At 68.1% G+C, this 23123-nt stretch carries 30 protein-coding genes and 3 tRNA genes; 15 read left to right on the forward strand and 18 right to left on the reverse strand.

Annotated features, from left to right (window positions below):
- Positions 1 to 86 precede the first annotated feature (86 nt).
- Positions 87 to 1496 (forward strand): MFS transporter, encoded by a 1410-nt coding sequence (locus KV110_RS29050; protein WP_246634052.1) that lies wholly within the window; start codon positions 87 to 89, stop codon positions 1494 to 1496.
- A 46-nt stretch (positions 1497 to 1542) separates the two neighbouring features.
- Here KV110_RS29050 and KV110_RS29055 read toward each other — a convergent pair whose 3' ends face one another.
- From KV110_RS29055 to KV110_RS29065, 3 genes are all read right to left on the reverse strand, one after another.
- Positions 1543 to 1992, reverse strand: coding sequence for a nuclear transport factor 2 family protein (locus tag KV110_RS29055; RefSeq protein WP_218470402.1), 450 nt, complete (start codon positions 1990 to 1992; stop codon positions 1543 to 1545).
- Positions 1993 to 2006: 14 nt separating this feature from the next.
- Complete coding sequence (locus KV110_RS29060; RefSeq protein WP_218470403.1) at positions 2007 to 2894, reverse strand: pyridoxamine 5'-phosphate oxidase family protein; 888 nt, start codon at positions 2892 to 2894, stop codon at positions 2007 to 2009.
- A gap of 68 nt (positions 2895 to 2962) precedes the next feature.
- A complete protein-coding gene (locus KV110_RS29065) occupies positions 2963 to 3424 on the reverse strand; it encodes a VOC family protein (RefSeq protein WP_218470404.1) in 462 nt (153 codons plus the stop codon).
- Between the two features lie 153 nt (positions 3425 to 3577).
- On the opposite strand from KV110_RS29065, the gene KV110_RS29070 reads away from it, so the two are divergent.
- Positions 3578 to 4096 carry a CGNR zinc finger domain-containing protein gene (locus tag KV110_RS29070; RefSeq protein WP_218470405.1) on the forward strand — a complete coding sequence of 173 codons (519 nt, stop codon included), beginning with the start codon at positions 3578 to 3580 and terminating at the stop codon, positions 4094 to 4096.
- 3 nt (positions 4097 to 4099) lie between these two features.
- Here the strand turns inward: KV110_RS29070 and KV110_RS29075 are convergent, their stop codons facing one another.
- The 3 genes from KV110_RS29075 to KV110_RS29085 form a co-directional block, all read right to left on the reverse strand.
- Positions 4100 to 5344 carry an APH(3') family aminoglycoside O-phosphotransferase gene (locus KV110_RS29075; RefSeq protein WP_246634053.1) on the reverse strand — a complete coding sequence of 415 codons (1245 nt, stop codon included), beginning with the start codon at positions 5342 to 5344 and terminating at the stop codon, positions 4100 to 4102.
- Positions 5341 to 5532: a DUF3046 domain-containing protein gene (locus KV110_RS29080; RefSeq protein WP_218470406.1), complete on the reverse strand. Its 192-nt coding sequence runs from the start codon at positions 5530 to 5532 to the stop codon at positions 5341 to 5343. Before KV110_RS29080 ends, KV110_RS29075 begins: the two co-directional genes overlap by 4 nt.
- Positions 5533 to 5619: 87 nt before the next feature.
- Positions 5620 to 6783, reverse strand: coding sequence for a glycosyltransferase (locus KV110_RS29085; protein ID WP_218470407.1), 1164 nt, complete (start codon positions 6781 to 6783; stop codon positions 5620 to 5622).
- Between the two features lie 210 nt (positions 6784 to 6993).
- Between KV110_RS29085 and KV110_RS29090 the strand changes: the two genes are divergently transcribed.
- Positions 6994 to 7572: an HD domain-containing protein gene (locus tag KV110_RS29090; protein ID WP_246634054.1), complete on the forward strand. Its 579-nt coding sequence runs from the start codon at positions 6994 to 6996 to the stop codon at positions 7570 to 7572.
- Here KV110_RS29090 and KV110_RS29095 read toward each other — a convergent pair.
- From KV110_RS29095 to KV110_RS29120, 6 genes are all read right to left on the reverse strand, one after another.
- A complete protein-coding gene (locus KV110_RS29095; protein WP_218470408.1) occupies positions 7557 to 8264 on the reverse strand; it encodes a PIG-L deacetylase family protein in 708 nt (235 codons plus the stop codon). The genes KV110_RS29090 and KV110_RS29095 overlap by 16 nt on opposite strands.
- Positions 8265 to 8587: 323 nt before the next feature.
- Entirely contained in the window at positions 8588 to 8764 is a 177-nt protein-coding gene (locus KV110_RS29100; protein ID WP_218470409.1) for a hypothetical protein, read from the reverse strand.
- A 164-nt stretch (positions 8765 to 8928) separates the two neighbouring features.
- Positions 8929 to 9687, reverse strand: coding sequence for a PRC and DUF2382 domain-containing protein (locus KV110_RS29105; protein WP_218470410.1), 759 nt, complete (start codon positions 9685 to 9687; stop codon positions 8929 to 8931).
- A gap of 41 nt (positions 9688 to 9728) precedes the next feature.
- Complete coding sequence (locus tag KV110_RS29110; protein WP_218470411.1) at positions 9729 to 9896, reverse strand: hypothetical protein; 168 nt, start codon at positions 9894 to 9896, stop codon at positions 9729 to 9731.
- A gap of 131 nt (positions 9897 to 10027) precedes the next feature.
- A complete protein-coding gene (locus tag KV110_RS29115; RefSeq protein ID WP_478357646.1) occupies positions 10028 to 10669 on the reverse strand; it encodes a response regulator in 642 nt (213 codons plus the stop codon).
- Positions 10666 to 11787 (reverse strand): sensor histidine kinase, encoded by a 1122-nt coding sequence (locus tag KV110_RS29120; RefSeq protein WP_218470412.1) that lies wholly within the window; start codon positions 11785 to 11787, stop codon positions 10666 to 10668. The genes KV110_RS29115 and KV110_RS29120 overlap by 4 nt, the downstream gene beginning before the upstream one ends.
- A 133-nt stretch (positions 11788 to 11920) precedes the next feature.
- Here KV110_RS29120 and KV110_RS29125 point away from each other — a divergent pair, with 133 nt between their 5' ends.
- The 4 genes from KV110_RS29125 to KV110_RS29140 all read left to right on the forward strand — a co-directional run bounded on the left by KV110_RS29125 (position 11921) and on the right by KV110_RS29140 (position 14327).
- Positions 11921 to 12679: a class I SAM-dependent methyltransferase gene (locus tag KV110_RS29125; RefSeq protein ID WP_218470413.1), complete on the forward strand. Its 759-nt coding sequence runs from the start codon at positions 11921 to 11923 to the stop codon at positions 12677 to 12679.
- The gene (locus KV110_RS29130; protein WP_218470414.1) at positions 12676 to 13344 is read left to right on the forward strand and encodes a DedA family protein; all 669 of its coding nucleotides are present in this window, start codon (positions 12676 to 12678) and stop codon (positions 13342 to 13344) included. The genes KV110_RS29125 and KV110_RS29130 overlap by 4 nt, the downstream gene beginning before the upstream one ends.
- Complete coding sequence (locus KV110_RS29135; protein ID WP_218470415.1) at positions 13334 to 14020, forward strand: HAD-IA family hydrolase; 687 nt, start codon at positions 13334 to 13336, stop codon at positions 14018 to 14020. Before KV110_RS29130 ends, KV110_RS29135 begins: the two co-directional genes overlap by 11 nt.
- Before the next feature lie 112 nt (positions 14021 to 14132).
- Entirely contained in the window at positions 14133 to 14327 is a 195-nt protein-coding gene (locus KV110_RS29140; RefSeq protein WP_218470416.1) for a hypothetical protein, read from the forward strand.
- Between the two features lie 5 nt (positions 14328 to 14332).
- Here the strand turns inward: KV110_RS29140 and pspM are convergent, their stop codons facing one another.
- The 5 genes from pspM to pgsA all read right to left on the reverse strand — a co-directional run bounded on the left by pspM (position 14333) and on the right by pgsA (position 18175).
- Positions 14333 to 15214: a phage shock envelope stress response protein PspM gene (pspM, locus tag KV110_RS29145; protein ID WP_246634055.1), complete on the reverse strand. Its 882-nt coding sequence runs from the start codon at positions 15212 to 15214 to the stop codon at positions 14333 to 14335.
- 133 nt (positions 15215 to 15347) lie between these two features.
- Positions 15348 to 16178 carry a phage shock protein PspA gene (pspA, locus tag KV110_RS29150; RefSeq protein ID WP_218470417.1) on the reverse strand — a complete coding sequence of 277 codons (831 nt, stop codon included), beginning with the start codon at positions 16176 to 16178 and terminating at the stop codon, positions 15348 to 15350.
- 200 nt (positions 16179 to 16378) lie between these two features.
- Positions 16379 to 16867, reverse strand: a complete 489-nt coding sequence (locus tag KV110_RS29155; protein WP_218470418.1) for a helix-turn-helix domain-containing protein — start codon at positions 16865 to 16867, stop codon at positions 16379 to 16381.
- Positions 16868 to 16982: 115 nt separating this feature from the next.
- A complete protein-coding gene (locus KV110_RS29160) occupies positions 16983 to 17498 on the reverse strand; it encodes a CinA family protein (protein WP_393538288.1) in 516 nt (171 codons plus the stop codon).
- Between the two features lie 17 nt (positions 17499 to 17515).
- Positions 17516 to 18175, reverse strand: coding sequence for a CDP-diacylglycerol--glycerol-3-phosphate 3-phosphatidyltransferase (gene pgsA / locus KV110_RS29165; protein ID WP_218470420.1), 660 nt, complete (start codon positions 18173 to 18175; stop codon positions 17516 to 17518).
- A 181-nt stretch (positions 18176 to 18356) separates the two neighbouring features.
- Between pgsA and KV110_RS29170 the strand changes: the two genes are divergently transcribed.
- The 3 genes from KV110_RS29170 to KV110_RS29180 all read left to right on the forward strand — a co-directional run bounded on the left by KV110_RS29170 (position 18357) and on the right by KV110_RS29180 (position 19943).
- Entirely contained in the window at positions 18357 to 18923 is a 567-nt protein-coding gene (locus KV110_RS29170) for an amino-acid N-acetyltransferase (protein WP_218470421.1), read from the forward strand.
- A gap of 29 nt (positions 18924 to 18952) precedes the next feature.
- A complete protein-coding gene (locus KV110_RS29175; protein ID WP_218470422.1) occupies positions 18953 to 19237 on the forward strand; it encodes a YciI family protein in 285 nt (94 codons plus the stop codon).
- A 160-nt stretch (positions 19238 to 19397) separates the two neighbouring features.
- Positions 19398 to 19943 carry a hypothetical protein gene (locus KV110_RS29180; RefSeq protein WP_218470423.1) on the forward strand — a complete coding sequence of 182 codons (546 nt, stop codon included), beginning with the start codon at positions 19398 to 19400 and terminating at the stop codon, positions 19941 to 19943.
- A 15-nt stretch (positions 19944 to 19958) separates the two neighbouring features.
- On the opposite strand, the gene KV110_RS29185 is transcribed toward KV110_RS29180, so the two are convergent.
- Complete coding sequence (locus KV110_RS29185; RefSeq protein ID WP_218470424.1) at positions 19959 to 20942, reverse strand: TerC family protein; 984 nt, start codon at positions 20940 to 20942, stop codon at positions 19959 to 19961.
- A gap of 130 nt (positions 20943 to 21072) precedes the next feature.
- On the opposite strand from KV110_RS29185, the gene KV110_RS29190 reads away from it, so the two are divergent.
- The 5 genes from KV110_RS29190 (at position 21073) to KV110_RS29210 (ending at position 23121) form a co-directional block, all read left to right on the forward strand.
- Positions 21073 to 21900: a class I SAM-dependent methyltransferase gene (locus KV110_RS29190; protein WP_218470425.1), complete on the forward strand. Its 828-nt coding sequence runs from the start codon at positions 21073 to 21075 to the stop codon at positions 21898 to 21900.
- A 75-nt stretch (positions 21901 to 21975) separates the two neighbouring features.
- Positions 21976 to 22596 carry a hypothetical protein gene (locus KV110_RS29195; protein WP_218470426.1) on the forward strand — a complete coding sequence of 207 codons (621 nt, stop codon included), beginning with the start codon at positions 21976 to 21978 and terminating at the stop codon, positions 22594 to 22596.
- A 269-nt stretch (positions 22597 to 22865) separates the two neighbouring features.
- A tRNA-Arg gene (locus tag KV110_RS29200) sits at positions 22866 to 22937 on the forward strand.
- Positions 22938 to 22947: 10 nt separating this feature from the next.
- Positions 22948 to 23025: transfer RNA gene (locus tag KV110_RS29205), tRNA-Leu, on the forward strand.
- 20 nt (positions 23026 to 23045) lie between these two features.
- Positions 23046 to 23121: transfer RNA gene (locus KV110_RS29210), tRNA-Arg, on the forward strand.
- The last annotated feature ends 2 nt before the right edge of the window (positions 23122 to 23123 follow it).

Genomic DNA, 23123 nt, shown 5'->3' on the forward strand with positions numbered 1-23123 from the left:
ACGTAGGAGACCATCCGGCTAGGGAGATACGTTCGATTGCCGCACGCTTGGCGTCGATATCGTTCGAATCCGCCATGGAGGCTCCCTTGAAGAAATGGCTCCCCCTGTTCGCCGCGTGCCTCGGCACGCTGATGCTGCTCATCGACGTCACCATCGTGAACGTCGCGCTGCCCGACATCGCCGCCGATCTGCACGCCGGACTGTCCAGCCTGCAATGGGTGGTGGACGGATACGCGTTGGCCTTGGCGGCGCTACTGCTCGTCCTCGGTTCGCTCGCCGACCGGGTCGGTGCGAAGCGCGCCTATCTGGTGGGACTCGTCCTGTTCGCCCTCGCCTCACTCGGCTGCGGCATCGCCGACAGCACGTCGAATCTCATTGCGGCGCGCGTACTTCAGGGCATCGGCGGGGCGGCCATGTTCGCGACCACACTGTCGCTGCTGCACTCGACGTACACCGGACGGGATCGCGGGATCGCGTTCGGCGTCTGGGGTGCGGTGACCGGTGCGGCGGCGGGAATCGGCGTGGTACTCGGTGGCGTGCTGACCGAGTTGTTGTCGTGGCGGTGGATCTTCTTCGTCAACCTGCCGATCGCGGTGCTGGCAATCGTGTTGACCGCCAGTGTGTTTCCGGCGTCGCCCCGCCGTGCGGACCGCGCCGTGGATGTGCCGGGCATGCTGGCGTTCGCCACCGCGGCGACCGCGCTCACCTACGGCGTCATTCGGGGTGGTGAGCACAGCTGGTCCGACGGTCGCGCGGTGACCGCGCTGATGCTCGGCGCAGTCGCGGTAGCCCTCTTCGCCATCGTCGAATCCCGCAGTGCCGCACCGATGTTTCCGCTGACACTGCTGCGCAACCGCGATTTCGGGGCGACGCTGCTCGGGGCGAGCGGACAGACCTTCGCGGCTTTCGCGAGCACGCCGCTGGTCTCGCTGTGGTTGCAGCAGCAGTTGCACATGACGCCGCTGCACGCCGGTCTGGCCATGCTGCCCATGGCCGCCACCGCATTCCTGGTCGCCGGAGTGTTCGGGCGATTGATGCACGACGCTCCCCCGAAGTGGACGATCGGCGCGGGGCTGGTGGTGATCGGGATCGGCACCGGGCTGCTCACGATGATCGACGCCGGATCGTCCTGGGTGGCACTGGTTCCCGGGTTTGTCGTGCTTGGCGCGGGTGTCGGCGTTAACGCGCCCGCGCTCGTGTCCGTGGGAATGGCCGCGGTGTCGCCGCAGCAGGCCGGCACGGCGGCGGGCGCGGTGAATACAGCGCGGCAGCTCGGGCTCGCGCTCGGCGTCGCGGTGCTGGGCACGGTGTTCCACGGGGTAGCGAAGGCGGATCAGCCGATGACGTTGTCGCACTTCGTCGCCGGGCTGGACGCGGCGCTCGCGGTCGCCGCCGTCGTGGGCATCGTGTTCGGCTCGATTGCCTTCGGCCTGTTCCACCACCGGAGTCCCCTCATCGAATCCGGCAAGACCGAGCGGGAGGTCGTCGCGGCCTGACCCACCCGACGACGGCGCCGTCCGCTTCGGACGGCGCCGTCGTGTTCTACTGCTGCGGCAGGATCGAATCGTCCCCCGGCTCGCGCGCGCCGAAGATACGACGGGCGGATTCGGGGATGCGGACGTCGTTGATGCTCGCCTCGCGGCGGGCCATCAGACCGTCGGGAGCGAACTCCCACTGTTCGTTGCCGTAGCTGCGCCACCACTGGCCCGATTCGTCGTGCCACTCGTACTGGAAGCGCACCGCGATCCGGTTACCTTCGAAGGCCCAGAGATCCTTGCGGAGCGCGTAGCCGTTTTCCGAAGCCCATTTGCGGGTGAGGAATTCGATGATCGCGGCGCGACCGGTGAAGAACTCGTCCCGGTTACGCCACACCGAGTCCTCGGTGTAGGCCGCGGCCACCCGGTCGGGATCGCGGGTATTCCAGGCATTTTCAGCGGCGAGCACCTTCGCCTCGGCGGTTTCGAGGTCGAACGGTGGCACTGGAGGTCGCACGAGCGACTCCTCTCTCAGGGATTGACGGGGGAAAGTTCGGGCGCGCCCCAGCGCAGGGGGCCTGCGCCGGAACGCTCGACGACCTCGGTGACGGTGAAGTCGATCGAGCACTGCGCGCCGGTGCCGAAAGTCTCCGGCGCCCAGTTCAACTCGGCGGTGCCGGTGAGCTGGAGGGTGGCGCCGGTGGCCCAGTCCGGGACGAGGATGCCGCAGCGCGGATTCACGTCGATATTCCCGAGTGTCATGAACATCGAGTTGCCTCGATAGTCGGGCCAGCGCAGCCGGGTCGGCGAAAGCACCTGGAGGAAACCGGGATTCCCGCCTCGATGCGAGGCGTCGGCGTTCCCTTCGAGGTCGCCGGTGGCGACGAAGAACGCGTCGGCCGCCGCGATTGCCGCCTGCTGGCGTGCGTCGAGTTCGTTGCCGTGCTGTGCGGGCGACGGCTCGACATCCGGCCGATAGGACTCGAGCTGCCTGCGCGAGATGTACTTCGGGCAGTTGGAATAGACCTGGTCGGTGACGATGAGCAAGCCGCCATCCACCGCCGTCGCGGCGCCGTTGACGCGCATCCGCCTGCGCCGCTGCGGTTGCAGGGCGATCATGCCGACCCGGGCCGGGCGGGTCAGCGCTTCCCGCAACGGATCTCCCGTGGCGGGCAGTGCGTCAACGGCGATGGTGTCCGCGTCGATGGCGTGCACGAATCCCGGCGGCCCGGCCAGTTCGCTCGCCCACAGTCTGCCCGAGTCATCGGCGGCGGCGATCACCACCATCGGCTGCTCGGCCAGGAAAGCGGCGGCGACGGCCGGGATGTCGGCCCGGATCATCCGGCCGACCCGGTCGGCGATCTGCGCCTGACCCATGCGCTGTTGGACGGCGAGTTCGCCAGCGTGGAAAGGCGTCATCGCAATACTCCTGTCACGAAAACTGCTCGGGCGAAGGGCCCCGCCAGACCGTTCAACAGACCTGCGGCTCAGAAGAATCCACAGGTCGGCGCGCTGCCGGTCGGCGCAGGCGCGCACTCGGCACCGGACGGCGCGTAGACCTCGAGCCGGATGCCGTCGGGGTCGACGAAGAAGATGCCACCCGAGGCCACGCCCTCACCGTGCGCGACGACGCCGTCGTACACGAACGGCACCGACTGTTCGCGCAGCGCCGCCTCCACTGCCCGCACCTGGTCGATGGTGTCGACCTGGAACGAAAGATGGTGCAGCCCTGGTGTTTCGGCAGAAAATCCGCCTGCGCTCTGCTGCCACAGCGTCACCAGCAGCTTGCCGTCCGCGCCGAGGAACGCCCACTTCTGCTCGCCGTCGGAGCTCGCGGCAAGCTGCTCGAAACCCAGTGCGCGGCGGTAGAAGTCCACCGAGCGGTCCAGGTCGGAGACGTTCAGGCCGATGTGCCCGGTGACGAGCTGGGGTGCGGCGACAGTGGTCATGGGATCCTCCTCGACAGGTAAACCGTCTATATCGGTTTAACTGGTTAGAAGATAGTCATAAGCGCAAACGCCCGTCAACCTGTAAACTCAAAATAACCGGTTAGATAGACAGCGGTCGGCTCGGCGGCCAGCAGGAGGTCGATACCCTCAGTTATGCGCGATCCACGCCCCCACCTCGGCGAACCGCTTGCCCTCGACCTGTTGGACACGCGGTGGAACGAGAACGGACACCCGCAGGACCTGCTCGCCGACGTGGCGGGTCTGGGCACCTGGCTGGCTTCGGCGGGGCTGGCCGATCGCGCGACCGCCGACCAGTCGACCCTCGACGCGGTCCTGACGGCCCGCACCGCCATCTACGACGTGGTGCAGAGCGCCGCGTACACCGCGCTGAACGAGGTACTCGACCGCGGCCGGATCCGGCGCACCCTCACCGACACCGGCCCCGCGAATGTCATCGACGTCCCCGACCCCGCCTGGCTACCCGCCTGGCTGGCCGCCGACAATCTGCTGCACCTGCTCGCCGACGCGCCGGACCGCATCCGCCAGTGCGCCCACCCCGACTGCGTGCTGTTCTTCTACGACACCTCGAAGAACGGCACCCGTCGCTGGCATTCGATGGCGACCTGCGGCAACCGCACCAAAGCCGCCCGGCATTACGCCAAGAAGGCTTGAGCCTCAGAACAATTCGTCGAGCAGACGGTAGTACGCCAAGCGGCGATGGTCCGGTTCATCGAGGCCATACGCGGTGAAGAAGGCAGCCACTTCGGTGTCGCCGAAGTCGTCACGCAGATCGCGCACGGCAAGGGCCAAGTCGCGGTACCGGTCCGCAACCCCGAGCGCGCCGACGTCGAGCAGGATCGCGCCCTCCAGCACGTTGGGCGGGGTGAAGTCGCCGTGCGCCACCACGAGTTCCTCGTGGTCCGGGCGCTCGGCCAGGAGCCGGGCCAGGACGTCTTCGGGCGTGCAGCCCTGGTTCTCGTCGTCGAAGTCGTCGCGATCGACCAAGCCCTCGATCACCTGTCGGCGCGCCTGTGCCAGCACGACGTCCAGGCGTCCGTCGAAGGGGCACTCGGCGACCGGGATGCTATGCAGCCGCCGCAGCAGTTCCCCCATGATCGTGCCCACCGACGTGGCACCCGAACCCGCGTCGTCCCGCGCGGCCAGACTGGTAACGCCCGCGTCGGCGAGTACCAGCACGTCACCGTCGAACTCGACCACCTCGGGCAGCTGGATTCCGCGGCCGCGCAACCAGTTCAGCCGCTCGTGTTCGGCGACGGCCTTCGATCCCCGCTTGACCCAATAGGTTTCGTTGACGAACGCGACACCACCGCTCATCCCCTCGTGCTCGTCCGACCAGGTCGGCGTGCCACCGAGCAACGCGGCGACCTTCGGCGGCAACGGAATCGGCAGCGCGGGCAGCGTTTCCAGCGCGACCCTGGTGGATTCGATCAGTTCGGGATCGCCCTCGGCCGTGCGCAATTCGAGCGCTTCACGCAGCAGTGCGTGCGCTTCGGTCAGCTGATCCTGTTCGGCCAGCGCCCGGCCGAGGTGCTGGACGGCGGACGACAGCACGTCCGGCGCGGCCAGCCGGGCGTGCTCGACGGCCCGCCGGTACAGCGTCTCGGCGGTGCCCGCGTCACCCCGATAGCGGTAGACGTCGCCGAGATTGATCCACACGCTGATCCGGCGCTGCTCGGTGTCCACCAGTTCCAGCGCCCGATCCAGTCGATCGAGCGCCTCGTCGTAGCGCCCGAGCAGCATCAATTCGATCCCGGTTTGCCGGAAGCCCGCGAAGTCGACCGGCTCGGTGGCGGCCAGCCGCGCGGTCAGCCGCTCCGGATCGACCGGAATCATCCGCTGCCGCTCATCGAACCGATATAGCGGCCCGTCCTGGTCGACCGTCCCACCCGGCGTGCTCACCAGCGCCCCCGCGGCACATCGAACTCCGAGCAGAGGGCCCGCCACACGTCGCGCGGGTCCACCCCGGCTTCGATGGCGTCAGCGCCCGTCCGCCCCAGCGAGGGGATCACGTGATCGGTCAGCAAAGCGTCACCCCTGGCCGTCCCGAATTCGGTATGCAACAGCTCCTGAAACTCAGTCAATCGCACCGTGCCCAAGATACCCGCGCGGTCCCGCGAGCCCCACCTGCCCCATCGTTGGTCGACCGCGGCCGCGCGGAGTAACGCCCGCCGCCGCTACCCCGCTCGCACCGTGTCCAGCACGTGGTGGCAGAGCTGGATCGGGTCGGCGACATCCCTGGCGCTGGCCGCCGCTCGTTCGGCGGCTGCGGCGAAGCGGGGTGTGGACAGGATCTCCAGGACGGCAGCCAGGACGGCAGCGGGAGTCAGGGGGCGGACCAGCAGGGAACTCCCTTGACGGACAGCGCGATTCGCGAGCTCCCATTGGTCGCCGCCACCAGGGATGGTGACGACGGGGACGGCGGCGGACAGGGACTTCGCGAGCAGGCCGTGGCCGCCGCCGCCCACGACTACCGAGGCGTGGGTGAGGAGTTCGTCTTGGCGACCCAAACCCGCGGTGGCCCACGACGGTAGCTCAGCCGGTGGCGTATCGAGCATCGAGATCGCCACGCGGACACCGGCATCCGTGAGGGCTTCCAGGACCGTGTCGACCATGCCGGTCACGCCGGTGTGCGCGGTGGAGGGGGCGACCATTACCAAGGGGTCGTCACCTGGTGGCGGCGACAGGATCGCGTCGGTGGGTTCCCAGAACAGCGGCCCGATGACGTGGGCGTTGTCGGGCCAGTCCGGGCGCGGCACCTCGAGGGCGGGCAGGGTGGCGATCAGCCGGGCGGCCGGGCCGGGATCGGTAGCGGGCAGGCCGACACTCTCCCGGGCCTGTTCCCGCTGACGCAGCCCGTGCCGGATATCCCGGGCGGTCATGGTGCGCAGCACGCCGTCGCGCACGCGGCCGCGCAACCCCTCCCCGGGAGCGAGGCCACTGCCGATGGGCGGCAAGGCTTTCGACGGCAGGTACAGCGGATGCGGGGACAGCTCCACCCAGGGGACGCCGAGCCGTTCCGCGGCCATGCCGCCGCCCGCGGTCAGCACGTCGGAGACGACCAGTTCGGGCAGCATCGCGCCGAGATCGGGCAGGATCTCGGTGGAGATGTGCGCGGCGCGCTCGTGGATGCGCTGGCCCGCGTCGGTGTCGTCGTCGGCGGCACGTGGGGCCAGCCCCTTCAGTCGGCGCACGCCGATTCCGGCGTCGCGTGCGGCGTCGAACCAGCGCGGACCGGTGAACAGCACCGGCTCATCGCCGGCGGCCAGGAAACGCAAGCACAACGCGATGGCGGGAAAGGCATGCCCCGGATCGGGTCCCGCGACTACGGCTACTCGCATTCGCCCAGCCTGCCACACCTCGGAACAGGTGGTGCCGAACGGAGTCCGTCGTCATGTCGCGCATAGGCGGAGCCGAAGCAGCGGTCCGCACGATCACCCGGCGGCATCCAGGTCGCGCGTCTTCACCTGCTGGACAGCAGAACTTCACGTGACCTCCGCCGCGACCGACACTATGGTCTAGACCAATAGCTATCGGCGAGTGGAGCGATCGTGCGGGTGTCCACGGTGGACGAATTGATGGTGCTGCTGGCGAACGGCGAGGACGTCTGGGACATGCCGGACCGCAGCGGCGATCCGGTCGACATCCTCGACCACGATCGGCAGTGCGCGGAATTGCTGCGGCAACGGCACCCCGATGACGAGGAGTTGCAGGTCGCCGGACTCGTGCACGACATCGGTCACCAGCTCGTCCCCGGCGACGACGCGGGGCACGGCAGACACGGCGCCGACGCGATCCGCGAGCTGCTCGGTGCTCGAGTCGCCCGCCTGGTGGAGCTGCATGTCGTCGCGAAACGCTATCTGGCGGCGACGGATTCAGCGCACACCGAGCGGCTGTCCGCCGCCAGCCGACGCACGCTGATCGCCCAGGGCGGTCCGATGACGGACGAGGAGAGCGTCGAATTCCGGGCCGACCCGGATTTCGACGCCGCCCTGGCCCTGCGCCGCGCCGACGACGCGGGCAAGGTCGTCGGCCTCGCCGTAGCTCCGCTCGACTCCTGGCGCCCTGTCCTCAGACGCGTCGCCGCGAGCAGCCGCCACCGCGCTCACCAGCCTCAGCCGCCGAAGTAATAGAGCTCGAAGCCCACTGCCCGTTCGGCCGGGAAGCCCTCGATGGGGCCGGTCGCCCGGTCCACGATGAAGCGCACCTGATCTTCCACGGGATCCGAACTGAGCACCTCCAGATACCGGCGGTGCTCGGACAGCGACGCCGTGGCCTGGTCGATGTTCGCCGTGACGTCGACGGCGTGGGTTGCCTTCGGCCCGGCAATCGCTCCCCAGCGCGCGGACCACGGCTCCTCGGCGAGGTCGGGGAAGATCCACTCGTTACCCGCGTCGGAGATGGCGTCCAAGGCGGCGCGTCCGACGGCACGGTGGTCGGCACTGTTGGCATAACCGGGAGCCCAGGTGTCGCCGAAGTTGAAGAGCACCACCAGTTCTGGCCGGTGACGGCGGATCGCGGCGGCCAAGTCGCGACGCAACTGCAGGGTCTCCTCGACCCGGCCGTCGGGGTAGCCGAGGAACTCCACCTGATGCACACCAACGGCTTTGGCTGAGGCGATCTCCTCGGCTTCGCGCAGCGGCCCCGATTCCGCGGGCGGGAGTCCGGCGATCCCTGCCTCGCCGCTGGTGACGAGGACGTAGCGAATGTCCTTGCCCTGCCCCGTCCAGCGGGCCACCGCCGCGGCCGCCCCGTATTCGATGTCGTCGGGATGCGCGACGATCACTATCCCGCGCTGCCAATCTTCCGGCATCTGCTTCATTTACTTCGCCTCTCTGTCCCGCCACTTCGCGTAGTCAGGCCAGACTAAAGTGCAGCGACAGTTGCCTCGGCGGCAGGCGGTCCGGCACCGATCAGGCCCGGCGGGACGCCCGCAGGCAAACGAAATCAGTTGTGGCGGTTGACATGAAGAAGGGCCGTGCGCTACCCCTGCTCGGGGAGCGCACGGCCCCTGGTCGGACGGTTTCGCGACTTCGCTCGCGCTACCTGGTGGCGTCCCGGCCACACCCGGATCCGCCCGACCGCCGCTCGCAGTACGACTTCGCGGCGCTACCCGGCGCGCAGAAGTCGCTCCGCAGGCGGAAACTACAACTTGCTGAGGGGCGCCTTGTTGTCCGAGCCCGCCACCGCCTTGTACAGCAGGTACAGGCCGAACACGATGGCGCTGATCACCAGGATCGGGAACAGCCCCTTGATCAGCGCACCGATGATGGCCAGCGCGATCCAGACGACCGCGACGATACCGATGATCTTCCACAACATTGCCAGCCTCCGAGGGTCTCCGCGAACCGCTCTCCCACGATCCGACATGTTCCACTCTGGCAGCTGGGTGCGGATAAAGCACCAGGTCAACAACGATATCCGGGTGAAGATCAGGGTTCACCCTGACCTTCACCCGGCGCTATCCATCGCGAGGCGGACGGTCACTACCGTCGCGGGTTGCGGGGGTTGCGGGGGTCGTTCTTCTCCACACCCTCGGCCTCGATCCGCTCCTTGCGGACGGTGTCGGACACGGTCTCCGTGTCCTCGACCTCGTCGACGGCGAGGCGGACCCGCTCGACGGGCACCGCTTCCTTGTTCACCGTCACCCGCTCCTCGTGCAGGGTGACCTCGCGTTCCTGCTCGCCGATGTCGGCGCGGCCCACCTGGGACGGATCGGTGATCGGCTCGCGCTCGATCCGGACCTCCTCGTGCGTGGTCGGCACGTTGACGGACTGTTCCTCGGTCACCACGTACTTGTGCAAGCGCGCGGTGCCGACCTCCTCGTTCCGCTTGCCGACCGCGAGTCGCTCCTCGGAGCGCACGATGCCAGCGTCATCGGGCCTGCGGCCGCCACGCATCTGCTGCCTGCCGCCGATCTCCATGCCGGCCCGGTTCGGGTCGATGTGATAGTGGTCGAACAGTTCGCGCTCGGATTCGGGGCTGATCAGACCGTCGTGCTCGAGATGCGGCGCGGTCTTCACCTCCTCCTTTTCGACGCGGACCTGCAGTGCTTCCGGATCGTGGCGCAGCTCCGCGCCCGCCAGCGGGACCAGCGAGTCACCGCTGAACAAGCCGGTGGACACCGCCACCCAGGTCGGTGCGCCGGAGGTGTTGTCGACGTAGATCCGCTTGACCTTGCCGATCTTGTCGCCTTCCGGGTCGTACACAGCGCTTCCGATGAGTTCTTCCAGCATTCCGGTCATGATTGTGATTCCTCCGCGTTGCATTCGGTGATGAAAGTGATTCAGGCACTTGCCTTTTGATCGGGCTGATCGAGATCGTCGGCGATGCGCTGCGTTTGCCGCGAGCGTCGGACCGGATCTTCGACGTTGCCCCTGGCCAGATATCTACTGATATCCAGCCGTTGCGTGTCCTGGTCGATCGCGGATTTTCGGTAGGCAATATCAAGCATCTGACTGCTCCTGCCCTTGTAGTGAATGTTCCCGACCCCTGTATGGAATCGGGCCGATCAGCTACAAGAAAGCAACTACCCGGCGAAAACCACACCAAACACTTCGCCGGTGAAATCGGCCGTCAACCGGCCTAGCCTGCATCCCGGGCGAGTAGCGCGGCCTGCACGCGGTTGGTGACATCGAGGGCGGTCAGGATGCGACTGACATGTGCCTTCACTGTGCTCTCCCGCATGCCGAGCGCTGCCGCGATGTCGGCGTTGGTGGCGCCTTCGGCCAGTAAGGCGAGGACATCGCGCTCGCGCGGGGTCAGTCGATCGATGCGTTGCCGAGCCGCGCCGGTCCGGGGCGGGGCGGTGTGGTGGTAGCGGTCGATGAGCCTGCGCGCCGCCGACGGATGCAGCATGGCCGAGCCCGCGGCGACCAGGTGCACGGCGCGCAGGATCTCGGCGGGGTCGGTGTCCTTGAGCAGGAAACCGTCGGCGCCCGCGGCGAGGGCGTTGTAGACGTATTCGTCGAGGTCGAAGGTGGTGAGCGTGATGATCTTCGGCGGGTGCGGGAGGGCGCGCAAGCGGGTGATGGCGGTAATGCCGTCCATCCGGGGCATCCGCACGTCCATCAGGGCGACATCGACGCGGTGTGCCGTGGCTTGTTCGATCGCCTGCAAACCCTCGGCGGCTTGGGCGACCACCTCGATGCCGGGGTCGGCGCCGAGGAGATCGGCCAGGCCGAGGCGGACGAGGGCGTCGTCGTCGACAATCATGGCTCGGATCACCGGGCGGTTCCGTTCTGTGCGGGGCGGGGCAGGCGAGCGGCGATGCGCCAGCTGCCCGCGCCGGCCGGGCCCGCGTCGAGTTGCCCGCCGAGGGATTCGACGCGTTCGCGCAGGCCGATCAGTCCGAAGCCGGAGGGGACGACCGAATGTGCCGGTGCCCCTGCGGTATTCGTGACCTCGACGGTGGTCGCCGGCTCGGTATACGCGACCCGGATGACGACCGCGGCGTCGCCCGCGTGCTTGCGGGCATTCGTCAGCGCTTCACGCACGATGCGATACACCGCGAGGCGGTGGGCGATCGAGGCCTGGTCCGGATCGCCTTCGACGGTCAGTTCGACGTGCTGACCGGCCGCGCGCGCCTGCTCGACGACGTCGTCCAGATCCCGCAGCGCTGGCGCGAGTTCCGGTGCGGCACTTGATGTATGGAGTGCACCGAGGACGTCGCGGAGCTCGTCGAGAGCCGCGGTGGCGGTGCTGCGCAGCAGACCGAGGCGCTCGACCACCGGTGCGGGCAGGGTGTCCGTGCGGGTGGCCAGCACGCCGCTGTGCAGGGCGAGCAGGCTGAGCCGGTGCGCGAGCACGTCGTGCATTTCCGCGGCGATCGCCGAACGCTCGGCCAGCCTGGCGGCCTCCTCGCGTAGTTCCCGCTCGATGCGCAGGTGCTCGACCTGACGGGCGAGCGCATCGATGAGCCGCCTACGGCTACGCACCCACAGCCCGAGCGCCACGGCGAGCGCGAGCAGGAGAGCCGGACCGAAGGCACGCGGCTGCCACAGGTCGAGCGTGGGTCGCACGAGCACATTCACCAGCAAGGCGCCCACGACCGCGCCTACCGCGGCTCGCAGCCACCCCTGAGCGGCGAGATGGAAGGCGATGACAAGCAACGGCAGGATGAGTCCGCACACACCGGCGGCGAACACGGCGACCACCATGGTCGCCAGCGGCCACCGGTAGCGGACCGCGACCGACAATCCCGCCAGCAACGCGACGAGCACCGGCGGCTCGAGCCACTTGCCGTCGACGGACACGGCGGCGTCCTGCACCGTCAGCATGGTGACCAGTCCGGTCAGCATGACCTCGGCCCACCAGGGCCAGCGGGTCGGCGTTTCTGTGTCCACTCCCCCACGGTAGAGCCCGCCGCCGGGCCGTCACCTCCGACGATCAGCCGTCGTCACCCCCTACTTTCGTCGGGGTTCCGCGTCGCACAACGGCGGATTTCCGGGCGTCCGCAACTCCATAGCGTCGAAAAGCATGCAGAGCCACAATATTTCGCACCGGCCGGAGCACCACGACGCAGCGGGCTGGATGTTCCTCCGCGAGGCTGTCCATGATCTGCGCACCACGGGAGCGGTCGCACCGAGTAGCCGCCGTCTGGCCGCCGCCCTCGCCGAGCCGGTGCGGACGCAGGCCGACCGGCCGCTGTCGGTCCTGGAGGCGGGCGCGGGCACCGGACCGGCGACGCGCGCGCTGCTGCCGCTGATCGGGCCGGGCAGCAGGCTGGACGTCGTGGAGCCGAATCCCCGCTTCGCCCACCATCTCCGCAGGCTGGTGCACGGATGTGCGGAGCTGGCGGGCACCGGGCGGCGGGTACACATCCACCAGACCTTCGTGGAACAACTCGACACCGGGCATCGCTACGACGTGATCGTCTCCGGGCTGCCGTTCACCAACTTCACGCCCGACGAGGTCGAGACGATCATGAGCCGGTACTTCGAGCTCCTGCACCCCGGTGGGACGCTGACCTACTTCGCCTACCGTGGCACTCGCCTGGCCAGATCGCTGCTGACCTCGCGCGCCGAAGCGGCCCGGCATCGCGGCGTCGACGAAGTACTGGACCGCTACCGTCGCCGATACGGCCACGGCCGGGTGACAGTGTGGGGCAATCTGCCGCCCGCCGATGTCTGGCAGCTGCGGGCACCCGGCGGTGCACTGTGCGTCGGGACATCCACCCGCGCAAGCGAATCGGCGACCCGCGGCGGCGGCAGCGAAACTGCTGGGCGCACAGGATGAATGCGCTCGCCGAGCTGCTGTACCGGGTTCCCGCCACCGCGGCATACGGCATCGTGGCGATTGCCGTCCTTACCGAATCAGTGCTGTTGGTAGGCGCTTTCATTCCCACCCTCACGCTCCTGCTGACCGCGGGCGCGCTCGCCAACACCGGACAACTCCATTTGATCGCCGTGATCTGCGTCGCCGCGCTCTCCGTCGTCGCCGGTGATGCGCTGGGGCATCGGACCGGCCGACTGCTCGGCGCCCGGTTGCGCACCCACCGGCTCGGGCGGCGCATACCAGAGGCGGCCTGGCGGCGGACCGAACACGTCATGGTTCGGCGCGGCAGCCAAGCGATCGCGCTCGGTCGATTCGTTCCGGTGATCCGGACGCTCACACCGCATCTAGCGGGTGCGACCGGGCTGCCTTACCGACACATCGCGCCGTACAGCGCCGGTGCCGCCGTAGTGTGGGCTTCGGCGGAGGCCGGGGCCGGTTACGCCGCCGCGGCCACCGCGCAACGGCTGATCCCGCTGGCCGGGCCCGCGCTCGCCGGGGTCGCCGGGCTGGCCGCGCTGATCGCGTATGCGTTCGCGCGCCTGCGCCGCACGGCCCCAGCTGCCGTGCAGCGCGCAGTACCGGAACCGAAGTCGACGAAAGTGGAGGAGAAACCCCATGCACAGTGAAGTGCCGTGCACCGCAGTACTTTTCGACTGCGATGGTGTACTTGTGGATTCCGTCGACAGCGGCGAGCGCTCCTGGCGGCGCTGGGCGCACGAGTACGGCCTTGACCCCGCCGAGGTGTTGCGCGGCATCCACGGTCGCCGCTCGGCGGATACCGTGCGCCTGTTCCTGCCCGCCGACGCGCGGGCGGCCGGGCTGGCCCGGATCGAGGACATCGAGATCTCCGAGGCGGTCGACACCGCGGCGCTCCCCGGCGTGCATCAACTGCTCGAGCGGATGACAGCGGACTGGGCCATCGTCACCTCGGCCTCGCCCGCCCTGTTGCAAGCGAGGCTGAGCGCGGCCGGGATTCCCCTGCCACCGGTCACGATCACCGCCGCGGATGTGTCGGTGGGCAAACCGGCCCCCGATGGATACCTGTTGGCCGCGCACAAGCTCGGTTCGCCTATCGAGCACTGCGTAGTCTTCGAGGACAGCGTCACCGGGGTGGCGGCCGGGGTAGCGGCCGGTCCGCGCTGTGTCGTCGGCGTCGGCGCGCAAGCGCTGGATACACCGGCCGATATCGTTGTGCGCGACCTGTCGGGTACCAGCCGAACCGGCACCGGATTACGCTTCGCGGAGGCATCGATTTTGCGCTCTCCCGGCCAGGACCTGGGTCAGTGTACAGTTGTACTCTGATCTTCGCGCGCAGTGTTCCGAATAGCGGCATTTGGGAAGGATGGTTGGCCTATGTACACACCTGGTTCAGCACACACTTATTCACTGAATCCCACGTGACGGCCGGTGCCTGATGGAAAACGAACTTGCCCAAGAATTAGCGGCGGCGGCTCGTCGGCACGGCGGGGCGATCGCGGGCATCGTCGGCGGCGCGGCCCGTAAGGCGTCCTGGGAGGTGCTCGACCTGATGGCCGAGGGTCGCGAGCTGGTGAGCGCCGCCCTGCGGGCCAGGGCGGAAGAGTTGCGCCGGCGCGATCAGCCGCGCTGATCCGCTCAGAGTGGTGGCGGCGGTGCCGCACTCACCGATCGGTCGGCGACTTCGGTGAGTGCCTGCGCCCAACCGTCCAAGCGGTCGGCCGCGTGCCGAAGATCGGCGACGATGGCGTCGAAATTGTGTCGCAGCACGGCGCTTTCGGGGACTGCGAGGATCCGTCCGGCGGCCGCGACGACCTGCTCGTATTCGACGACGCCGGTGTCGAGGCGGCCGAGTGCGAACTGCAAGTTCTCGGTGAGGCCCACGGCCGCGGGGGAATTCGAGCGGCCCATGGCGCCGAGTGCCTGTTCCATGGCGGTCACGTCGGCGGCGAGGGCGTGCAGGGCGGCCGAGCCGGAGCCCGCCGTTTCGAGCATGTCGGCGAGCTCGTCCTCGGGCAGCCGGTTGCCGCGGGCGATCTGCGCGCCGAGCCCGTGCAGCGCCCGTTCGGCGCGGACCAGCCGGGCGATGGGTCCGCGCGCGCGTGACCACAGCGGTGGTTGCTTGCGGGGAATGAAGGTGGCCTGCGGCAGCGGCGAGTTGCGCAGTTTCAGATAGCGGCGGGCGCTCAACGCGGTACCGGTGACCAGTGCGACCGCCCCGCCGCCGAGCACGACGGCGACCCAGACGGGCGCCGAAACGATCGCGAGCCCAACGGCTCCCACGGTGAGACCGGACGCGGTACCGAGCTGGAAGCTGCGGCGGCGTGCCCGGCGACGGCGGCGTAGTTCCCGCTCACGCGGGTCGGCCCAGCGGCGGACGGCGACCAGTGCGGTCTCCCCGACCTCACGCAGATTGTCGGGCAGGCTTCCCGGTTGCGGCGCGAGCGCGGCCTGCGCCCGCACGATCGCGGCATCGCGCTTGCGGCCCGGCACCGCCTTGCCGGACTGATCCCGAGTCATGCCATCTCTCCCACTGCTAGCGCGGATCGGAACAGCACGGTCCCGGCGTGGCCGACGGCCGGCCCGCCGGGTACCCGTGCGTTGTCCAGTGAACCAGTCACCACCGACAAAGTCCTCGCCGAGCGTCCGACCGTTACTGCTGTGCGGTCTGGCCCTTGTTCATCTGCGGCTGCGCCGGATTGGCCTGGGCCGGTGCGGGATTGACGGCAGGCTGGGCCGCGCCGCCGGCGGGCAGCTGATCGCCGCGCATGGACGCGCGGATCTGCTCCAGCTTGCTGTGCCCGGCCATCTGGATGCTGGCCTGCTGGACCTCCAGCATGCGGCCCTGCACGGTGTTCTGTGCGAGCTCGGCGGAACCGAGGGCGTTGGCGTAGCGGCGCTCGATCTTCTCGCGCACCGCGTCCAGACTCGGGGTGGTGCCCGGCGCCGACAGGGTCGAGTCCATCTGCTGCAGCGACGCGGAGACCTGCTCCTGCATCTTGGCCTGCTCCAGCTGACTGAGCAGCTTGGTGCGCTCGGCGACCTTCTGCTGCAGCAGCATCGCGTTCTGCTCGACCGCCTTCTTGGCCTGGGTGGCCGCTTGCAGCGACTGGTCGTGCAGCACCTTCAGGTCTTCGACGGACTGCTCGGCGGTGACCAGCTGCGCGGCGAAGGCCTCGGCGGCATTGGTGTACTGGATCGCCTTTTCGGTGTCGCCCGCGGCGCTGGCCTGGTCGGCGAGCGTGACCGCTTGGCGCGCGTTGGCATTGAGCTTCTCGACCTCGTCGAGCTGCCGGTTCAGCTTCATCTCCAGCTGACGCTGGTTGCCGATGACCGACGCGGCCTGCTGCGAGAGGGCCTGATGCTGGCGTTGAGCTTCCTCGATAGCCTGCTGAATCTGGACCTTCGGATCCGCGTGCTCCTCGATCTTCGAATCGAAGAGGGCCATCAGGTATTTCCAGGCCTTGACGAACGGATTAGCCATCGATTGATCCCGCCTCCATCTGACGTGCCGCGCCGTCAGCGCGACTCCAGTGCGCGACCGTCACGCACTCGATATATGCCTATCCTCCACCATGCGGCAGGTGGGCCGGGTGTACCCGGCCCAACCGACGCCCGATGAGAATCTATCCGCTTTCGGCGCCGGACCGCAGTGTTGCCGCGGCTGCCACCTGTTGCTGTCTGTCACATGCCCTTCACCAGGACCAACATGTCGGCCTTCGGTGCCGGAATGACGATTCGGGTGTCCATGGCCAGCGGCAGCGGGCGGGCGCCTGCTCCGGCCACCGACAGGCTGGCGCTCGCGGGGGCGAGCGCGGGCTCCGCGGCGGGCGCCTCCGTGGCCTGCCCGGCAGGCACGGCTTCGGCCGCCGTGGTCTGCTCCGCTTCGACGGGCAGCGGCGCGGCCGCGGCGTCCGCCGGTGTGCGGGTCGGCAGGCCGTCGGCGCCTGCCATGATCGTGCTCACGTCCCAGAGCACTCGGGACAGCGGCACGTCGAGGGCCGCGCAGATGGCGGCCAGTAATTCGCTGGAGGCTTCTTTGCGGCCCCGCTCGACCTCGGAGAGATAGCCCAGGCTCACGCGCGCCGAGGTGGAGACCTCGCGCAGGGTCCGGCTCTGGGCGAGACGAGCACGCCGCAGACTGTCCCCGATGGCCTCTCGCAGCAGCGTCATCTCGTTCTCCTTCGCTCCCTGTCAGGGGACCTGCATGACACTCACGAGTGCCACGCACGCCGTTCTTTCTGGCACAACGTCGGACGAGGCCCGGTTGGTTCCCGCCCGGCGCAAATCACTCACCTGGCCCGCCGTGCTCGTCCGGCCGGCGCACACACCGCAGCAGTTCCCGCACGGCGGTGTGCGTCGCACTGATCCTGATCGTCCACCGGTCGCCGAGGAGTTTCAACCGCATCACCTCGGTGTGCCGCGGACCGGCCAGGCCGAGGAAGACGGTGCCGACCGGATGTCCGTCCTGTGAGTCGGGTCCGGCGACGCCGGTGAGCGCCACACCCCAGTCTGCCCCGCAACGGGTGCGAGCGCCGACCGCCAGCTGTTCGGCGGTGCTGGCGGCCACCGGACCTTCCGTCGCAAGTACTTCGTCGCTGACGCCGCCGAGGCTGTGTTTGAGATCTGTGGCGTACACCACGAGTCCGCCGCGAAGCACCGCACTCGCTCCCGGTACACCCGCGATGGTCGCTGACAACAGTCCGGCGGTGAGTGATTCGGCGGTCGCGACGGTCTGACCCGCGGCCTTCAGCGTCCGGACCAGATCGGCGGCGGGGACGTCCGCGGTCAACGGATCGGTCAGCACCGAGGTCGCCGTTTTCATGCGCCGCGCGTTCGGCCCGGCCCGCCCGCGAACCACACCCGTGCCGCCTGGCCGACATAGTCGAGTCCGGTGATCACGGTCAGTGCGACGGCCACATACATCAGCACCATGCCCGCGCCGGCGAACCACCCCGCCAGCGGCAACAGCAGGACCGCGATCGCGATCGACTGCATCAACGTTTTCAACTTGCCGCCGCGTCCGGCGGGGATCACGCCGCGGCGCACTACGGCCAGGCGGAGCAGGGTCACGCCGATCTCGCGACCGCAGATGACCAGGGTGATCCACCAGGCCAGGTCGCCGAGCACGGACAATCCGATCACTGCGGAACCGATCAGTGCCTTGTCCGCGATGGGGTCGGCGAGCTTGCCGAAGTCGGTGACCAGACCGTATTTGCGCGCCAGTTGCCCATCGAAGCGATCGGTGATCGCGGCGATGCCGAACAGCGCGGCCGCGACGATCCGCCAGACGGTCTCGTGTCCGTCGCCGACGAACAATGCGACCACGAACAACGGCACCAGCGCGATCCGCAGCATGGTCAGGATGTTCGCGATGTTCATCAGCGGCACCGCAGGTTCGGCGTGCGGCGGGACGAAGCCGGACCGGATCGGCGTGGTCGCCGCCCAGCTGCGGTCGATCTCCTCCGGTTGCGCGCTCACGCCGCAACCTCGCCGCGCGCCCTCATCGACACCCCAGCACGTGTGCGGCATGACGAATACCGGCGCCGGTGCGGCGCTCGTCATGCCGGACCCGCGGCCCGGCGCGATGCGGCGAGCGGGACGACTGGATGTGTGGCACACGTTCAGCCTATCGGTAACCCACCCGACTACTCTGCACCCCATGAACTCTCGGGGACCACTAGGTGGTTCGACCAGCGACGCACATCCGGGCGTGCCTCTCGGCGCGCAGCACTCCGCACTGGTTGTCCGACGCGCGCGAACCTCCGATGTGCCCGAGATCAAACGCCTCGTCGATGTCTACGCCGGTCGGATTCTGCTGGAGAAGAACCTGGTCACGCTGTACGAAGCCGTGCAGGAGTTCTGGGTGGCCGAGCTGGACGGCCGGGTGGTCGGCTGCGGTGCGCTGCATGTGCTGTGGGCCGATCTCGGCGAGGTGCGCACGGTCGCGGTGCATCCGGATGTCAAGGGCAGCGGGGTCGGCCGGATCGTGGTGGAACGGCTGATCGCGGTGGCCCGCGAGCTGGAGTTGCGGCGGGTATTCGTGCTGACCTTCGAGGTGGAGTTCTTCGCAAGGCACGGGTTCGTCGAGATCGAGGGCACGCCGGTGACCGCCGAGGTGTACGCGGAGATGTGCCGGTCCTACGACACCGGTGTCGCCGAGTTCCTCGACCTGAGCTACGTGAAGCCGAACACCCTCGGCAATACTCGGATGCTGCTCACTCTCTGACATCCCGACGTACAGGAAGCGATCCACCCGTGCCGATCTTCGCCGTCCACTACACGTATTCCGACGCCACGGTTCCGGGCCGGGACACCCACCGGCCCGAGCACCGCGGCTGGCTGAGCGGTCTGCTCGCGGACGGCACGCTGCTCAGCAGTGGGCCGTACCCGGACGGGTCCGGTGCGCTGATCCTGTTCCAGGCCGAGGACGCGCAAGCGCTCAACGCGCTGCTCGCCCAGGATCCGTTCGCACGGGAACAGTTGATCGACGATGTTCGTGTCGTCGAATGGCAGCCGGTGATGGGCACTTTCGCGTCCTGACCGGCCGCTCCAGCCCGGTCCCGCTTCCCCCGCACGCCACCTCACGGGTGCGGGGGAAGCATCGGCATCTTCGCCTAGTTTGCCGAAAGTCAGTTAACTTGCGGCGACACACCGTGCGTGATACGGACATACCGCCTGCTCGACACGGCAGACTCGCGCCATGCGCACATACGTAGCGGTTTTCGCGTCGACGGCCGCCACCGCCGGCCTGCTGTACGCGTATCTGGGTTCACCGGACAAATCGGACCCAGCAACCTCGTCCTCGGCTCGTCCGCTGACCCGGCCCGGTGTCGCCGACCCGGTGCTGTACCGGTCGGTGGACGGCTACTACTTCCAGACCGCGGACCGCCGCATCACCTGCGGCATCCTCGATCAGCCGATCGGCCAACCGCGGCGCACAGCCGGTTGTCAGGGCGCGACCGGTCCCGCGCCGCCGCACATGCAGCAGTGCTGGAGCACCGATCCGGCCGCCGCCGCGCTCGCGGTCGGCGAGGACGCCGGATACCTGTGCGTGAACCAGGGGTTCTACACCGGGCCGCAGGTCCAGCCCGGCGACGGCACCGGCGTCGGGCCGGTGCTGCCCGCCGGAGCCACCCTGAGCGCGCACGGATACACCTGTCGGGCCGAGACTTTCAGCGTCACCTGTAGCAATGACGAAGACGGGCACGGTTTCGAGATCGCACCGGACAGCAACCGGGTGTTCTGAACGGTTACGCCCCGCTCAGTCCACCCGGGTACGGGTACGGGTGCGCAGCAGGCTGGCGACCGTCACGATGATCAGGATGCCGAGGATGACACCGAGCGATAGCGAGGTGGAGATTTCCGGCACGCTGACGTGCTCGCCGCCGTTGATGAACGGCAGCGTGTTCTCGTGCAACGCGTGCAGCACCAGCTTCACGCCGATGAACGCGAGGATGGCCGACAAACCGTAGGACAGATAGACCAGCCGATCGAGGAGTCCACCGATCAGGAAGTACAACTGCCGCAAACCCATGAGCGCGAACGCGTTTGCGGTGAATACCAGGTACGGCTCGCTCGTCAGACCGTAGATCGCCGGGATCGAGTCCAGGGCGAACAGCAGGTCGGCGAAGCCGATCGCCAGCAGCGCGAGCAACAGCGGGGTCACCGCACGACGTCCGTCGATGCGGGTGACCAGCTTGTCGCCGTCGTAGCTGTCGGTGGTCGGCAGCACCCGTTTGGCCAGCGCGACAACCCGGCTGTCGCGCTTCTCCTCGTGCTCGACTTCGTGGCCGCTCTCCCTGATGAGGTTGGCGGCGGTGTAGATGAGGAAGAGGCCGAAGAGGTAGAACACCCAGCTGAACGCGTTGATCGCGGCCGCGCCGACGGCGATGAACGCCCCGCGCATCACCAGCGCGATCACGATGCCGATCAGCAGCACCTTCTGCTGATAGATCCGCGGCACGGCGAAGGTGGACATGATGATCAGGAAGATGAACAGGTTGTCCACCGAGAGCGCCTTCTCGGTGACGAAGCCCGCGTAGTACTCGCCGGCGAACGTGGAACCCCATTGCCAGGCGACGTAACCGCCGAAGGCGAGGGCGAGCCCGATATAGATCGCGGACCAGAACCCGGACTCCCGGAAGCTCGGTTCGTGCGGGGTGCGCACGTGGGCGTAGAAGTCGAAAACGAACAGGCCGAGGACCACCACGATGGTGATCACCCACTCGAGTGCGGTTACCTGCATGCGATGTGTCGATCGTCAGGGGTCATGGCGTCCATAGTGCCCGATTTGTCCGTTCCAGTCGGCTAGCGGCGTGATTGCTGACCATAATTTCACATGCGTCCAGTCGTACGTCCGTGCCAGAGTGGCGAATGTGACCGACAACTACCTCCTGCTGAACAGGGCCAACTGGGACGAGCGCGCACCGGTACACGCCGCGTCGCGCGATTACGCGGTAGAGCGGTTCCTCGCCGAACCGGACTTCCTCAGCGAGGTGGTGCGGTTCGATCTGCCGCTGCTCGGCGAGGTCAGCGGGCTGCGCGGGGTGCATCTGCAATGTCACATCGGCACCGACACGCTCTCGCTGGCTCGGCTCGGCGCCACCATGACCGGACTCGACTTCTCACCGGCCTCGCTGGCGCAGGCGCGAACGCTGGCCGAAAAAACCGGTGCGCACGTGGATTTCGTCGAATCGGATGTCTATGACGCGGTATCCGCGCTCGGCGGTGCGCAATTCGACCTGGTGTACACCGGAATCGGTGCGCTGTGCTGGCTTCCGAGCATCGACCGCTGGGCGCGGACCGTGGCGGGGCTGCTGCGGCCCGGCGGGCGGCTGTTCATTCGGGAGATCCATCCGACGCTCGCCACGATCGATGAGACCCACACGGATCGGCTGGTCATCGGCTACCCGTACTTCGAAACGCCCGAGCCGATGGTGTTTTCCGACGGCGGCACCTACGTGGAATCCGATGTCCAGTTCGACCAAACCACCACCCACGAATGGAATCACGGGTTCGGTGAGATGGTGACCGCGCTGTTGAACGCCGGTCTGTCGATCACCGGACTCACCGAGCACCGGAGTGTGCCGTGGGAGGCGCTGCCCGGACAGATGACGCTCGGGACCGGCGGCGAATGGCACCTCACCGAGCACCCGGAGCGGTTGCCGCTCAGTTACACCCTGCAGGCGCGCAAGCTGGAGTGATAGCCATCCAACACAGTGCCGCGGGACACGGCGCGTCCTGGCCGAAAGCCGAGTGCCGCACGACAGAATGCCGTCATGCAAATCCGAGAAGCTCGTATCGCCGTGGTGCCGTGCGCCGTCGCGCTGGCGCTGCTGGCCGGATGTGGGGACGACGACAAGGGTTCGGGGACACCGACCTCCAGTTCGGTGCCGCCGAGCTCGCACGCGCCGAGTTCCTCGGCAACCCCGACGACCCCGATGACCACCACGGCCGCGCCGACCACCACGCGCGGCCCCGTGTCCGGTCCGGTCGATCCGGCGCAGTACCGGCAGCAGATGGGGTACTACTTCCAGTCGCCGACCGGTTCGTTCCTCTGCGCGATCCTCGATCAGCCGATCGATGACAACGCTCAGGTCGGCTGTCAGGGGCCGACCACGCCCGCACCCGCCGACCTGCAGGACTGCTGGAGCAAGAGTCCGATGGCGAGCACGCTGACTGTCGGGAAACGTTCAGGGGCACTCTGCTTGAATCAGGGCGTGTTCGTCGGCGCGCCGATCGACGGCGGTAGCCGCGGGGGTGGACGGGTACTTCCGTATGGCGGGATGCTGACCGTCGGACCGTTCACTTGCGACTCCGCCGAGAGCGGCGTGACCTGCACGAACAACACCACCGGGGCTGGGTTCAAGATCGCTCGGGAGGCCAACCGAACCTTCTGAGACGGCTAATCCCGGTTCCCAACGCGGGATCCGGATGTTAGCGTCGATACCAGAGAACGCACACGACCAGGAAGGCGAAGGACGATGGCAGGGACCGAGCAGCGCTCGCGCAACGGTGCCTGGCAGTCGCGCGCCAACGCCGTGCTATCGACCGTCACCTATCGACGGCTGAACGTCCGGAGCGGCCCCTGATCCGTGTCTTCCATAGACCCGTGAAAGGGGTCACTCCGCGGCAAACGCCAACGAGTGACCCCTTTTTCGTGTTTCAGATCCGTGTAGCTCAGTGGAAGAGCGGCACCCTCCGAAGGTGCAGGTCGGTGGTTCGACTCCACTCACGGATACGAAACCCGATCCCTCGTAGCCCAATCGGTAGAGGCACCGGACCTAGATTCCGGGAAGGTGCGAGTTCGAATCTCGCCGAGGGAACCACCCCCGCATCCGCGGGGCGAGCGTTCGTAGCTCAACGGATAGAGCACCTGGTTACGAGCCAGGCGGTTGGAGGTTCGAATCCTCCCGAGCGCACCAGG

Origin of the sequence: Nocardia iowensis (assembly GCF_019222765.1) — a bacterium.
GTDB lineage: Bacteria > Actinomycetota > Actinomycetes > Mycobacteriales > Mycobacteriaceae > Nocardia > Nocardia iowensis.